General features: G+C 40.5%; 14 protein-coding genes. 3 read left to right on the forward strand and 11 right to left on the reverse strand.

Translation table 11 applies throughout. The annotated features are described in order from the left end of the window. Window positions 1-6: 6 nt before the first annotated feature. The 10 genes from Q4549_RS13095 to Q4549_RS13140 are packed head-to-tail and all read right to left on the reverse strand — an operon-like array spanning window position 7 to window position 9,408. Window positions 7-1,170: a flagellar basal body P-ring protein FlgI gene (locus Q4549_RS13095; protein WP_303552711.1), complete on the reverse strand. Its 1,164-nt coding sequence runs from the start codon at window positions 1,168-1,170 to the stop codon at window positions 7-9. Next, complete coding sequence (locus tag Q4549_RS13100; RefSeq protein ID WP_303552710.1) at window positions 1,170-1,739, reverse strand: flagellar basal body L-ring protein FlgH; 570 nt, start codon at window positions 1,737-1,739, stop codon at window positions 1,170-1,172. Before Q4549_RS13100 ends, Q4549_RS13095 begins: the two co-directional genes overlap by 1 nt. Further along, window positions 1,729-2,667: a flagella basal body P-ring formation protein FlgA gene (locus Q4549_RS13105; protein WP_303557177.1), complete on the reverse strand. Its 939-nt coding sequence runs from the start codon at window positions 2,665-2,667 to the stop codon at window positions 1,729-1,731. Before Q4549_RS13105 ends, Q4549_RS13100 begins: the two co-directional genes overlap by 11 nt. A 3-nt stretch (window positions 2,668-2,670) precedes the next feature. Continuing rightward, the gene (locus Q4549_RS13110) at window positions 2,671-3,444 is read right to left on the reverse strand and encodes a flagellar hook-basal body protein (RefSeq protein ID WP_303552709.1); all 774 of its coding nucleotides are present in this window, start codon (window positions 3,442-3,444) and stop codon (window positions 2,671-2,673) included. A gap of 9 nt (window positions 3,445-3,453) precedes the next feature. Then, window positions 3,454-4,119 (reverse strand): flagellar hook basal-body protein, encoded by a 666-nt coding sequence (locus Q4549_RS13115; protein WP_303552708.1) that lies wholly within the window; start codon window positions 4,117-4,119, stop codon window positions 3,454-3,456. After that, window positions 4,120-6,273, reverse strand: a complete 2,154-nt coding sequence (locus Q4549_RS13120) for a flagellar biosynthesis protein FlhA (protein ID WP_303552707.1) — start codon at window positions 6,271-6,273, stop codon at window positions 4,120-4,122. It lies immediately after the preceding gene. After that, window positions 6,197-7,261 carry a flagellar biosynthesis protein FlhB gene (locus Q4549_RS13125; protein ID WP_303552706.1) on the reverse strand — a complete coding sequence of 355 codons (1,065 nt, stop codon included), beginning with the start codon at window positions 7,259-7,261 and terminating at the stop codon, window positions 6,197-6,199. Before Q4549_RS13125 ends, Q4549_RS13120 begins: the two co-directional genes overlap by 77 nt. After that, the gene (locus Q4549_RS13130; RefSeq protein WP_303552705.1) at window positions 7,262-8,026 is read right to left on the reverse strand and encodes a flagellar biosynthetic protein FliR; all 765 of its coding nucleotides are present in this window, start codon (window positions 8,024-8,026) and stop codon (window positions 7,262-7,264) included. It lies immediately after the preceding gene. Beyond that, a complete protein-coding gene (locus Q4549_RS13135) occupies window positions 8,004-8,267 on the reverse strand; it encodes a flagellar biosynthetic protein FliQ (protein WP_303552704.1) in 264 nt (87 codons plus the stop codon). Before Q4549_RS13135 ends, Q4549_RS13130 begins: the two co-directional genes overlap by 23 nt. Continuing rightward, the gene (locus Q4549_RS13140) at window positions 8,260-9,408 is read right to left on the reverse strand and encodes a lipopolysaccharide assembly protein LapB (RefSeq protein ID WP_303552703.1); all 1,149 of its coding nucleotides are present in this window, start codon (window positions 9,406-9,408) and stop codon (window positions 8,260-8,262) included. Before Q4549_RS13140 ends, Q4549_RS13135 begins: the two co-directional genes overlap by 8 nt. A gap of 1,001 nt (window positions 9,409-10,409) precedes the next feature. Here Q4549_RS13140 and Q4549_RS13145 point away from each other — a divergent pair. The 3 genes from Q4549_RS13145 to Q4549_RS13155 are packed head-to-tail and all read left to right on the forward strand — an operon-like array spanning window position 10,410 to window position 13,393. Continuing rightward, entirely contained in the window at window positions 10,410-10,970 is a 561-nt protein-coding gene (locus Q4549_RS13145; protein WP_303552702.1) for a GbsR/MarR family transcriptional regulator, read from the forward strand. A 30-nt stretch (window positions 10,971-11,000) separates the two neighbouring features. After that, window positions 11,001-12,392, forward strand: coding sequence for a cytochrome ubiquinol oxidase subunit I (locus Q4549_RS13150; protein WP_303552701.1), 1,392 nt, complete (start codon window positions 11,001-11,003; stop codon window positions 12,390-12,392). After that, window positions 12,389-13,393 carry a cytochrome d ubiquinol oxidase subunit II gene (locus Q4549_RS13155; protein ID WP_137673540.1) on the forward strand — a complete coding sequence of 335 codons (1,005 nt, stop codon included), beginning with the start codon at window positions 12,389-12,391 and terminating at the stop codon, window positions 13,391-13,393. The genes Q4549_RS13150 and Q4549_RS13155 overlap by 4 nt, the downstream gene beginning before the upstream one ends. A gap of 59 nt (window positions 13,394-13,452) precedes the next feature. Here the strand turns inward: Q4549_RS13155 and Q4549_RS13160 are convergent, their stop codons facing one another. After that, window positions 13,453-14,175 (reverse strand): oligogalacturonate-specific porin KdgM family protein, encoded by a 723-nt coding sequence (locus Q4549_RS13160; protein WP_303513131.1) that lies wholly within the window; start codon window positions 14,173-14,175, stop codon window positions 13,453-13,455. Between the last annotated feature and the right edge of the window lie 37 nt (window positions 14,176-14,212).

Consider the following 14,212-nt stretch of genomic DNA (forward strand, 5'->3'; position numbering starts at 1 on the left):
ACTTCCTTATTGAACGACTAACTCTCCGTGCAAAGCTCCCGCACGATTAATCGATTGCAATATCGTAATGATGTCTCTAGTCGACAATTTCATATCGTTGAGAGCACTGATTAAGTCAGAAACGGTTGCACCTTGATCTAGCGTTACACCGCCGTTTCCTGTTTCCTCAACTTTGATATCTGTATCGGGCACAACCACCGTTCTTGCATTGCTGTTTGAATCTCCACCTTCACCAGGTAAGCCCCACCGGTCATAACGAAGAACAGAGTTAGGTTGCGATACCAAATAGTCGGTTTGAATACGAATTTTTAAGTCACCGTGTGTGATAGTTACGTTATCAATTTTGACGGTTCCGCCAGCCACTATGGTACCAGTCCGCTCATTAATGACTATTCGCGCAGCAGTTTCTGGAATAATACTCAACTCCTGAACTTCACCTATTTTCCGAAAAGCCAAATTCCTAGGAGCCTCACCTAAATCAATCCTAATCCTTCCTGCATGAAGTGTTTCAGCATGCAAACTAGCGTCTTTAGCATTTATCGCATCAACGATTTTGCTAGCAGTATGAAAGTTCGGTTCTTTTAACAGCAAAGTGAAACTGCCGTCACTAGAAATAACCTGATCATCGGTGGCATATTCAACCACAGCCCCTTTAGGAACAACGCCAGCTGTTGGGTGGTTTTTTTGCACTTTATTCCCATTAGAGTCAAAGGTATAACCCCCTACAGAAACAGATCCTTGGGCTATTGCTACAACTCGTCCATTTACTGCTTTTAAGGGCATTAATAATAATGTGCCACCAACAAGGCTGCGAGAGTCCCCTATAGATGAAACGTTAACGTCAATTCGATTACCCTTTTCTGAAAACGCTGGGATTGTAGCTGTCACCATAACCGCGGCTACATTTCGACTGCTTAAATCCTTAGGCGACACTGACACACCAAATTTTTGAAGTGCGTTCGCTACAGACTGAAGTGTTGCTTGGCTTCTTCTACTATCACCAGTTCCACTTAACCCAATAACTATTCCATATCCAGCGAGCACGTTGTCTCTCACGCCTTCAACTCTAGCTAGCGAGCCAATCTTTATTCCACTAAATGCATCAACAGGTAATGCAAAACCAAGGAAAAACCAAAAGAATACGATTCCACTAAATTTACAATTTTTCATCACAAGCCAAACCAACCAAATATTCTTGAGATTATCCCTGGCGTCTGACCATCATTTACAACACCGTTACCATTAAACTCAATACGAGAGTTTGTTAATCGGCTAGACAACACAGTATTGTCATCTCGAACATCAATAGGTCTAACAACACCACTTAAACCAATACGCTGCTCTTCACCATTAATGAGTAAAACTTGTTCACCTGAAATATTTAACATGCCAAATTCATCCACACTGTTCACTCGAACCGATATTTGGCCTTTGAAATACCCTTCTCTACGAGTATTAGCATCATCAATGCTATCTCTTCCGTAACCTAAGCCCGCAGTTTCTTTAGTTTGTGTGGTGTAAATAGATGCGTCGATGTCAACCTTAGTCTCAGATCCCGATCCAGCCCGGCTTTTAGCTTCAGTACTTTCCACAATAAGGACTGTTAAGGTATCTCCAACTTGATGCGCCCTGTTATCTGAGACTAATGATGAAAAGCCTCCTTGGCCGAAAAAATCTTCTGCTAAAACGTGTCCGCTGGCTGAAAGAAACAACAACAATATCGCTGCCTTAATGCTCATCTATTAATACCCTCCCTTTTAAGCTAACAGTTGCCGGTAAGTTGATCCCTAAAGACTCTATTGAAACAGTAATCTTATGTCCTGCATTGCCTGCATTAGCGGCTATGGCAATTGAATCTATTTTCACACCGTTTTTCATATAGGTTGCAATAACTCTATCTCCAGCTTCGATTAAGCTAGGTTCCTTGACTAAATCATAATTAATAAATTCACCACGCATTATGTCGTTTAAGGCAAATACTCCTTGTAATTTCCCATCTTCAGCATAAAAGTAGTTATCGTTAACAAATCTAGCCTTCTTGTACTTTCTTATTAAACATTCTTCCGAAAGTGCTCGCCCTTTAGGAATGGGACATGTCGCCATAAGTATCGGAACGTACACACTTAGTCCATACCTAACTCTAACTGATAGCTGTTGCTCTCCAGAATCAAAAATCAAGTCACCCACAACAACTGAAAAGTTGGAATTCCTCTCATCTAAGTTGAAATATGTTTTTGCAGAGACATCGTTTACGAGCACAGCTTGATTTCCAGGAAACCATTTGAAAAACGCCTCCTTTCCAAACTTGTTAAGAACCCACTGTTCCGTTTTATCACTCATGATACTTTGTATTACTTCAGGCTCCAGAATCTGAATAATGTTGATTTTTGCCTGTTTTTCGCCTCTCCAATTTACTGAAACAGCATCGACTAAAACGGTTTTAACAAGGTTTAACACTTCATCGCTTGTTACACTTTCTTTCCACTTAGGTGTAGGGATATTGTTAATCTTATTGCGTAGAGAATTATCGCTACTACGAACATGTAAAACATCAGATAATCGAGCACTATCTTCAATGCTAAGTTCAGGCCTTTTAAAAGATAGCGCTACTGTTGATGCATTCGAATTGAACACCACAAATAACAAGAAGAAAATGCAATAGCGCACCACTTACCCTCTAGCCAAATTATTCGCAGTTTCCATTAATTGATCAGCCGCTTGCACCACTCTTGCATTTAGCTGGTATGCTCTTTGCGCAAGAACTAGGTTAACCATTTCAGCCACCATCGACACATTGGATACCTCTAAAAACCCCTGCTTAACTTCGCCAAAACCCTCTTCACCGGGTTTTCCATAATATGCTGAACCACTGGATTCATTTGCTGCATATAAGCCGCCTCCTAGTGATTCAAGTTTGGTAACACTGGTGAACCTAGACAATTCTAATTCGCCTAGAAATGTAAGATCCGTTTGTTCTGGAAGTTGCGCATAAACCTCGCCATTACTAAGTACTTTTAGAGACTTAGCTTCCAGTGGAACAGATATATTGGAACTTAAAACGTGACCACTTTGACTAGACAAATTTCTATCAGCATTAACCGTAAGCTGGCCAACACGCGTGTAAACATGTGAGCCATTATCTAATCTCAACTCCAAAAAGCCCTGACCAGAAATAGCGATATCTAACTCAGAATCTGTTGCTCGAAGGTCACCATTTTCAAAGACAGAATTAATCTCATTTACTGAAGCACCGTTTCCTCGATACGCTCCCTCATTAGTACTAGCATTTTGCGTTCTTGAGTTTCCAGAAACGACTTGAGAAAAACTTACAGAATCTCGTTTGTAACCAATGGTATTAACGTTAGCTATATTATTAGATATTACATCTACATACGTTTGTTGGGTTTGAATACCCGAGCCTGCAATATACAAAGCATCAATCATTGTATTTCCCTATTTAGATTTTCCGATTTGGTTTATGCCGTTTTTCATTAAACCGTCATATAAAAGAAAATATCGTTGCATTAAGCTAAAGTGCTTTTGAGTAGCCATTAGTTGAACCATTTCCCCAGCAACGTCAACATTTGACGATTCAAGAGCACCTTGATAAACAACATATCCCTCTTCTACTTCTTGAGAAGAGGCTGAATTGTAATTTCCTGCTGTAGTTAAGAAAATCGACTCATTCGGCTTATGGATCAACAAGCGATCTATTTCTCTATCTCCCTCCCAAACAGCACCCTTTGAATCAATAGAGATTGAACCTAAACCTATATTAATCGGTCCACTTTTTCCTTGTACTAGAAACTTACCCATTGAAGTTACAAGTTGACCGGATTCATTCACTGAGAAAGAACCGTTTCTGGAAAGTAATTGCTGCCCGTTATTATCAACAACAAAAAAACCCGCTCCCTGCAAAGCGAAATCTAAATTGCGGTTTGTTCGCAACAACCGACCATCTGAGCTATTAATAAGGTCGGAATGAACGTCACCTTTACTTGAAAGAGTTTGAGCTTTAAAGCCAACGCTACTAACGTTGGAGACATTGTTACCTATGGTGTTAATTCGTCGAGTATCATCAGCCATTGCCATGGAAACGATAGAAATTGGATCAGTCATTTAATTCTCCAGCTTTATAGGTTGGATCGCTGCCGATACAACATCAAAGGAATTAACATTCATAGAGTTTGGGATTTCCGACATAGCAACCACTGCGAGCTTCGGTAGTATTCTTTCTGTCAGTTGTTTTAACCGCCGTCTAATGATCGGAGAGCAAATCAATACTGGCATTTGATTATGCGACATCATTTTTTGAGCACCGCGAGAAATTGAATTTAACAATTTTTCGGTACTAGATGGGTCGAGTGAAAATGCAGCCATTCGCTCAGGTGGGTTTAAGGCTGATATTAGTGTTCTCTCTAACACTGGGTCTAGGGTGAGTACATCTAAAACACCATTAGGACTGGTCAAAGGCTGACAAATAAAGGCTCCAAGCCTACTTCTTACATCTTCTACAAGCTTATCTGGAGATTGAGTTCTTTTTCCGGTATCTGCTAACACTTCCAAAATCAACTGTATGTTACGTATAGATACACCTTCTTTCAGTAACATCCTTAGAACGTTTTGGATTTCGGTTATTGTTAACACCGTAGGTACAATTTCTTCCAGCAATGTTTCGCATTGAGATTTGTTCCTAGCAATAATGTTATCAACTTCACTTCTAGTTAATAATTCATGTGAATTTGAACGTATTAACTCACTCAAATGAGTGACCACCATAGTTTGCCAATCAACCAACGTATAATTAGCAGCTTGGGCTGTTTTCTGACCCGCTTCTGAAACCCAGATTGCGGGCAGCCCATAAGTAGGTTCGACAGTTTTTTCACCGTCTAATTCCACTTTTGTTTGTGCCCCAGCGATAGCCAACTGGTGGTTAAGTTTTACATGACTTGAACCTAATTTAGCCCCATAGATAAAAATACCGTACGAACACTGGTCTATGTCAGTGTCATCAATTAACACTTTGATAGAGGGAATAACAAACCCTGACTCTAAGGCGTACTGCTTACGCATATTTTGAACGCGCTCAAATATTGACTCTCTTATTTCTTCAAGCGCATTCTGTAAACCTGTTCCCAATCTAAGTTCAATGGGGTGTAATTCTATATTCTGGTATAAATCCTCTTTCCCTCCCACACCCTCTTTCTTAGAAGTCTCAGGATCTGACAGGCTTTCTGAAGCCGAATCTGCTGCCTTATAGGCATATACGAGCAAACAAATCACTCCAACAATAACCGCTGCCAATGCAATTTTAGGTAGTCCTGGCAGGAACATTAAGAAAGTAAGAACAAATATCAAAATAACTAATATGATGGGATGAGAAGTGATTTGGCTTATCACTTCTGAGCCTAATTTAGAATCGGTGGCTGCTCGAGTTATTAAAATGCCTGTCGCTGTCGCTATAATCAATGAAGGTATTTGAGTAACAATACCATCCCCGACGGTTAATAAAGTATAAGTTTGAAGGGCTTCACTCCAGCTCATTCCATGATGCCCGACGCCCATCATTAAGCCAGCAATAATATCGATAAAAATAATTATAATCCCGGCTATTGCGTCACCTTTAACAAACTTAGTCGCACCATCCATTGCACCGTAAAAGTTTGCTTCCTGTTGAATTTCTTCACGTTTTTTCTTGGCTTCGGATTCATCTATTACACCAATATTCAAATCGGCATCGATACTCATTTGCTTGCCAGGCATGCTGTCCAAAGTAAACCTTGCAGCAACTTCAGCAACACGTTGTGCACCGTTCGTGACAACGACATATTGAACAACAATTAAAATAACAAACACAACTACACCGACGACATAATTTCCGCCGACAACGTAATGCCCAACAGCATCGATTACCTTACCTGCTCCAGCATCATCTAATATCAACCGAGTTGCTGAAATATTAAGTGCTAAACGGAACAATGTAGTGATCAATAAAATAGATGGAAAAGTGGAGAAACTCAGCGGTTTTTCAGCATAAAAGGTTAACAGTAGTACTAAAAGAGCAGTGCTTAAGTTACAAATTAGAAAAAAATCTAAAGCTACGGGCGGAAGGGGAATAAACAGAACAGCAAGAATTCCAACAGTCCCTACCACAAAAAGAAAATCACTTTTCTTTCCAAATAATCCTTTTTTCACATCACAGCCCTTTTGCCTGCCAGATAGCTCGGTACTCTGATGCCACGCCATCAAAACATCTTGCTGAAATGAAATCACCAGATTGGCAATCCTTATACAATAAACGTGCTAGAGGAGGGTTCCTTTTTATTAAAACCGAGAACTTACTCGCTCGCCTTCTAATCAGGAAAGCTAAGACTCCCTTACCACTAATCAGTACTTTCGGAGCCATCATAGATTCAGGCTCATACTGCAATGCTACTGCGTAATGGGTAGGGTTAGTAACCACCAAATCAGCATTTTTCACACTAGCTAAGGAGGTTATTTTTTTAATCATTTCTTGTTGATGCTTTCGTCTTTTATTTTTAATTTCTGGGTCGCCATCTCGCTTTTTATGTTCATCTCGTATCTCTCTATGTGACATTTTCATGTCCTTGATGAAGCTCCAACGAACAAAAGCTAGATCAACCAAAGAGAATACAAAAAGACCGCCACCAATCACTAATCCCAATAGAAAAATAAGCTCAAAAAACTTCCCAGATACTTTAGAGGGCTCTAAGTACCTCATAGAAATAATATGCCTTAAGAAATCAGAAGCGAGCCAGTACCCAACCAAACCGACATACAAGAACTTTAATAAAACCTTGGCAGATTCGAAGAAAATTTTTATTGAAAATATTTTTTTAAGATTGCTTATTGGATTTAGTCTTTTAAAATCAATTTTAATGGGCTCAGTCGACCACAAAAAACCTATTTGATAAATGGTTATCACTATTGAAAAAATAAGAGAAATGAAAAGAACAGGGAATACCACTGAGTATTCGTTTAAAAAGTAACTCCACACCCAAGCGAGCAAAACCTCATTATTTGATGTACCCAACTCCCCCAATGAGCGCATTGATATTGAGAATGCCGATGAAACAGAGCCCACAAACCAATCTGATACTGCATAGCTCAGCACTAAAAAAAGAAGCAAACTTACGACTCCCGTGAACTCTGTGCTTTTTGCAACCTGCCCTTTTTTTTTCGCTTCCTCTAGCTTATAGGGTGTAGGTTTTTCACTTTTATTTTGTTCGTCTTGAGACATTTACAATCCCTCTACAAACTTGGTAACTTGATGAGACATATCAATTAAGCCTGGCCCAGAGGTACGAACTGCAGCAGCAACAAAAAATAAACCACACAAAATTTTCAGTGGCAATGTGACGAAATAGACATTCATCTGAGGCATGGTTTTAGATATCATCCCAATCGTTGCATCCACTAAAAACAAAGCCACAAATACTGGTAAGAAAATCATAAATGCCGATACAAAAGTGATAGCCATGAAGCCAACGAACTTATTAGGGTCTAAATATATTTCGGCACCACCCAAAGGAATGACTTTAAGGCTAGTGATAATGATTTTGATTAGGTCTATATGAATATCTAAAGTGACAAATAGCGTAATAAATGAGGTTACCAAAACACTAGACAACAGTGTTCCAGACTGGCCTGAAAAGGGATTAAACATACTGGCAGCAGATAAGCCGACATGAACATCTAATGTTTTACCCACCATATCTATTGCACCGTACACAATTGCCAAACCAAATATAAATACACACCCTATAGCTAACTCAAATAAAACACTGACGAGCATATTATCAATCAATATATGGCTATTATCTGCAGACAGTGCATACAGTGCTGAAAGTACAACCAGAAAAACAATTCGAATAGTTTTGGGGACTCGCGAGAAAGGTGGAACCCCACCACTAATAACTAGGGGAGTTAAACGCGCCGCTGATAATACGATGGACTCATAAGCAGTCATCAAAAATAAAAACTCATAAGTTGACGATTTTTTCAATATGGTCTGTTGTAAACTGGACCAAAGAAAGAATCATCCAGCGACCAATAAGTAGCAAAGTAAGGCCTGCTGCTAGTAACTTTGGTACAAAAGTTAAAGTCATCTCCTGAATCTGAGTAGCAACCTGAAACAAGCTAACAATCAAACCCACAATTAAGCAAACACCAAGAATAGGCATAGAAATAGCAGCAGCCTTAATCAGCATCTGTGAAAGAATGATTACTGCTGAGTCGCTAGTCATTTGTATTGCCAGCTCGTTTATTGTTTATTGTATTTAGCAGAGATTTTATAGATTGATTATAGTGTGGAAGGCTAGAGTTTAGGATTATCTCAATCAGGTCATCCGCTTTCTTTTCATGGCCTTCTTTTCGTAGGATTATTGCTTGACAGAATAGACCAGAAAAACTTTTTTTGTCGATTCCCAAAGCTCGAGCTAAGTACTCCTTTGAACCTGATATATCTCCAGAGATAGCACTTAGAATAGCCAGCCCACCATGAGACTCCGCAAAATTTCGATCCAATTCTAAAGCTGAAGAAAAACATTGCCTACTATCTTGCAGCTGATCCAATAACATGTATGACCAAGCTAGGCCGTGCCAGGTTCCAATATGAGTAGGCATAACTTCAAGGGCTTGCTTAAAAGAACTCAGCGCTTTCTCAGGCGCATTATCATTTAATTGCAACTGTCCTCTTAGAGTTAATGCTCTACCTAATCTAGGCGACCTCTCTAAAACCTGCTTAACATGACTGTTAGCTAAACTAAAGTTTAAGTCAATTAGCTCGACAGTAGCTAATACTAATAAAGAGTCGATTTGGTTTTTATCAATTGAAAGGGCTAACTGTGCACATTCTTTAGCTTCTGAGTTTCTGCCTAAGTCCACATAAAGTAAACCAAGTTGACCTAAGGCTTCAGGGTGACTTGGCGAACTAGATAAAAAAGAATTGAGCGTATCCTCTGATTCTTCAAAAGAACCTAAAAAATGCTGTGATTTAGCTTTTGATAAAAGTAGTTCCGGAGATTCCTTGATTGCTTCGCGATTTTTTTCCAACAGCTCGATAATCTCTCGATGCTGACCTAAACGCATTGCCGCGTAGCAATAGTTATGCAACATCCAGCTTTTGGGGTCTACACCAAATATATAGCTCTCTAACCAATTAACCGCATATTGATACTCTGAGCAAGCAAGCGCAGAGTAAACAGCCCAATAAAGGCAATTTTCATCCGCCTCTAAGCCTTTCATCGTATCAAAAGATAAATCCCAAGCGAATTGTATATCACCTGACTTCATCGACAGCTCAATAACTTCCGCAATCAGGCGTATGTTAGTGGGGTCAAATTCTAGGTATTTTTTTCGCTCAACTAGCTTTTTACTGATATCCATATCAATCCGGTAGTTTATAGTTACTGAAAAGTCAAATTTCCAGTAGGATCGCTAGAGTACAGCCAGTTATTGAGCAGATCAATAATGAAATATTACTATTTATTGCTACTTTCTAAATTGATAACTCATCCATGACTCAGATCACAAGCTTACAAATACCATAACCAAATGCCCCAAATGTAGGATGGTAAAATCATGGATTGTTTTAAACCTACTGTATTACAACAAAACCGTCCGATTGAGGATTTAACTAATAGGCCATCTATACGTTCACTTTTTGTGGAAACAAGTTGTGATACTGAAGAGGATATTCCTAACGCTATGCCCCCTGACTTGTAATAACTTGTACTTCCATTAGCCTAGAGTGCACAATTGAGGTAATGGTGCTCCCTCAAAAGCTCAAAGTCGATACTTTTTATCGTCAGCCAGAGTGATGATTAGCGCTTTAGACTAACTTTACCTTCTTATAACCATCTTCTACGATCAATTATCCGAGCATATTTGAGTGAAGTTTAATAGCAGCGCTAAACATTAACTATTCAGATATTTATCACAAGCCTTAAACCAAGACCGTTGTGTCGCATAAGATTTACAAATGACAAGGGGTGAACAAACAACTATATTCGATTATGTAAGTGAACTTGGGTTTAGGCATTTTTTATCAACTTAGTCCCCAATCGGTCCCCCAAGTATGCAACCACACCAGTGTTTATGGGAATCTTCACTTTCTGTATCGGAAAGTAACCAAGGTTAGTAAACACTCACGTGCTTTAAGGGCTTTATAAATAAAGCCCTTGAATCAAAAATATAAAATAAAAAACAACTACCAAGCCCCATTACCTAACCATCCTATCAACGTTTTAAGCATTCACTAAAACTAAGCTCAAGCGACCTCACAGTTTAATAATTCCGCATCAATTAAGACTAAAAATATTGACTTAAATCAATTTTGGATTAAAGTTTCACTGTTTTCTGAAAGTTCAATAAAAGGAATTTGTCGCGTGCAATTATCAGAGAAGAGCCAAGCCTTTGTTCTCCACTTTGGAGAAATGGGCAGCCGTTGGGGATTCAATCGTACCGTAGGCCAAATACTGGCTTTGTTGGTGATTAACCAGCACCCTTTGCACGCGGAAAAAATTATGCAACAACTTGGCATTAGCCGCGGCAACGTGAGCATGGGATTAAAAGAACTGCAGTCTTGGCGTTTAGTTAAACTTAGTCATCAAGCAGGTCAACGTCGTGAATTTTTTACTGCCGCCGGTTCTATTTGGGAAATGGCCAGAACCGTATTTGAAGAGCGCAGTAAACGCGAAGTGGATCCAACCCTTTCCTTATTACGTTCTAATTTATTAGAAACGCCAGAAAACGAAGAAGACCAGTTTACCCAGCAAAAGATGGAAGAGATCCACGACCTGCTCGAGTTAATCACCCAATGGTCATATGCACTCAATACCATGAACCCAGACAAACTGCAGAGTTTGATGAAGATGGGCTCAGGTATTAGCAGAATTTTGGAATTAAAAGACAAAATCGTTGGTAACAAAGGATCTGCCGCCAGCTAATGAGATTATCAACCTTAACGAGGCTAAACCATGCTTGATGCCCTAATGCTCTCAAGGATACAGTTTGCTGCAAATATCAGCTTTCACATCCTGTTTCCCACCATCACCATTGCGATGTGTTGGTTCCTAGTTTTTTTTAAAGTACGCCATGATATGACCGGCAATCCGGTATGGATGCGCGCTTATCGCTTTTGGGTAAAAGTCTTTGCGCTCTCTTTTGCGATTGGAGTCGTAAGCGGTATTACTATGTCATTCCAGTTTGGTACTAACTGGCCTGGCTACATGGAAACCGTAGGTAACATTGCTGGCCCATTACTAGGTTACGAAGTACTCACCGCCTTTTTCTTGGAAGCCACTTTCTTGGGCATTATGTTATTCGGCATAAAGCGGGTGCCCAATAAGGTACATACCTTAGCGACTGTTTTAGTAGCAGTAGGCACGAGTTTATCGGCCTTCTGGATCCTAGCGCTAGATTCGTGGATGCAAACGCCAACCGGTTTTGAAATGCGCGATGGCGTCGCATTTCCAACAGACTGGGTAGCCATTGTATTTAACCCGTCGTTCCCTTACCGATTAACTCATATGTTAATTGCGTCTGGCTTAACGGCATCGTTCTTTATTGCAGGCATTTCTGCTTATCGCATATTGAAAGGTGATGTAAAAAAAGCCCCTCGCCTAACCCTAAAAATCAGCTTGCTGGTGGCCGCTGTATTAGCGCCAACTCAAGCTTTAGTCGGTGATTTTCATGGCTTGAATACGCTTGAACATCAGCCAGCAAAAATAGCGGCCATTGAAGGTATTTGGCATACCGAGAAAGGCGCACCCTTATTATTGTTTGCATTGCCAGACGAAGAAACCAAAACCAATAAGTACGCGATTGGAATTCCTAAACTGGCCAGCCTAATTTTAACCCACGAACTAGACGGTGAGTTAAAAGGCCTTAACGAGTTTGAAAACGAACATCCGCCAGTAGCTCCGGTATTTTGGAGTTTCCGAGTCATGGTTGGCTTAGGTTTACTAATGTTGGCACTAAGCTGGTTTGGTTCTTACCACATGGTTCGCAAAGGCAAAATGCCTAACTGGATGCTCAAGGTACTAGTGGCCACCACGTTCTCTGGTTGGGTTGCTACGCTGGCTGGTTGGTATGTGACCGAAATAGGCCGTCAGCCCTGGTTAGTCACCGGTGTTTTACGTACCGAAGATGCGGTAACAACATTGCCCGCCTCAAACGTTGCCTTTTCATTGGCGCTGTATTTAATCGTTTATACCTTCTTGCTGATTGCCTACATTCACACGGTATTCTTAATGGCACGAAAAGCGATTAAAGAAGAAGAGTTTGAAACCAATGAACCCCAACCAGACGGTAACTTAACTAATATTAATAATCCGCAAGACACTACAGAAGGGAGTGCCAAAGCATGATGGACGCTTACTGGTTACCGGTAATTTTCATCGGTTTAATGGGCCTGTCGGTTCTTATTTACGCAATACTCGACGGTTATGATTTAGGGGTAGGTATTTTACTGCCTATGGGCGAAGCTGATGAAGCGCAGCGCGATACCATGATTGCGTCAATTGGCCCATTTTGGGATGCCAACGAAACATGGCTAGTACTGGCCGTTGGTATCATGCTTATTGCCTTCCCGGCTGCTCATAGCATTGTGCTTTACCATTTGTATATTCCGGTGGCGATTATGCTGATCGGACTTATTATGCGTGGCGTAGCCTTCGACTTTAGAGCCAAAGCAGCGGTAGACCATAAGTTAGCCTGGGATCGTACTTTCAAAGCAGGTTCTATTCTCACTACATTAGCTCAAGGCTACATGCTAGGTTTATATGTAATGGGCTTTGAAGGAGGCGTAACCACTCACTTATTTGGCTTATTGAGTGGCTTAGGTGTTACTGCGGCCTATAGCTATATTGGCGCGGCATGGTTGGTAATGAAAACCGAACACCAACTACAACAGCGGGCCGTTACTTGGGCAAAACTTACTGGCCGTTTTTGTTTAGTTGGCGTGATTGCCGTATCAATAGTAAACCCACTAGTTAACCCTGGTGTATTTGATCGCTGGTTTGATTTTCCACTGGTGATGTTTGTGTTGCTGATCCCAGCCTTATGTTTCACCGCATTTTTGTTTAATGACTTTTTATTGGGTCGTTTACCCAAATCAGACGATCGTCATTGCTGGGTACCATTTTGCCTAGTGATGCTTATTTTCTTACTGTGTTTTAGCGCACTGGGATTCAGCTTCTTCCCCGATGTTGTACCGGGTCAAATGGACGTATGGGAAGCAGCATCGGCACCGGAATCTTTATCGGTGATTTTGATTGGAGCACTAATTGTAGTGCCAGTGATTCTGGCTTATACCGCTTTTTCATATTGGGTATTTAGAGGTAAAGCGACCTCTCTTAACTACCACTAAGTTACTAACACAAACAAAAAGAGCGCCAATTGGCGCTCTTTTTTTTATCAGAATAAACCTTAAAACTTCATGCTTACGCCAAGTTTGATTTGGCTATCATCTTTAATAGGAGAACTATCGTAGCCGGTACTATCGAAGTTTTTCTGTGTGTATTGAACGTAAGGCTGATAACTGCCTAAGTTAGTAAGAAACACTCTGGTTTCTAGTTCATTCACCTTCAGGTTGTTGTTTTTGTGTTCAGCGTTTGCATCTTTATTGATGTAGTTAAAAGATATACCAACGATATCGCCAGCCCAACCCGCGGTTAAATCGGTACGGTTTGTTTTCACATCACCAAGCTCGGTCTTACTAAAACCATTGTTTTGCGTATCCTCATAACGGTAACGGGCAGCGACAAAAATACCATTATCAAAGTTATAACCACCTTTTAAGGCAAACTTACCAGTATTTGCATCATTCGCTACATTACGGGTGTATTCAGCACGCGGTTGAACATAAGCGTTACCAAACTTGTAGGTGTAATCGGCAGCAAAGGTGGCTTCATGTAAACCAGACTCGTGCTGGTTTTCACCATAAGGGCGACCACCTAAACGGCTTTTTGCTTCAACATCAAAACCAAACTGACCATAATCAGTATCAAACTCATAACCACCTTTTAGAATACCCAGGTGCGGACCATTTCGATTACTCTCGGCAGCAACTTCACCACGAATAGCGTCTGCGGCAGCAAACTGACTAAAAGCAGCAAGAGAAAGTGTTGAAGCAACTATAATTTTTTTCATTTTGGAACCTTTCAGTAGATTTTTACTAAAACATCCG

Source organism: Agarivorans sp. 2_MG-2023, assembly GCF_030548085.1.
Classification (GTDB): domain Bacteria; phylum Pseudomonadota; class Gammaproteobacteria; order Enterobacterales; family Celerinatantimonadaceae; genus Agarivorans.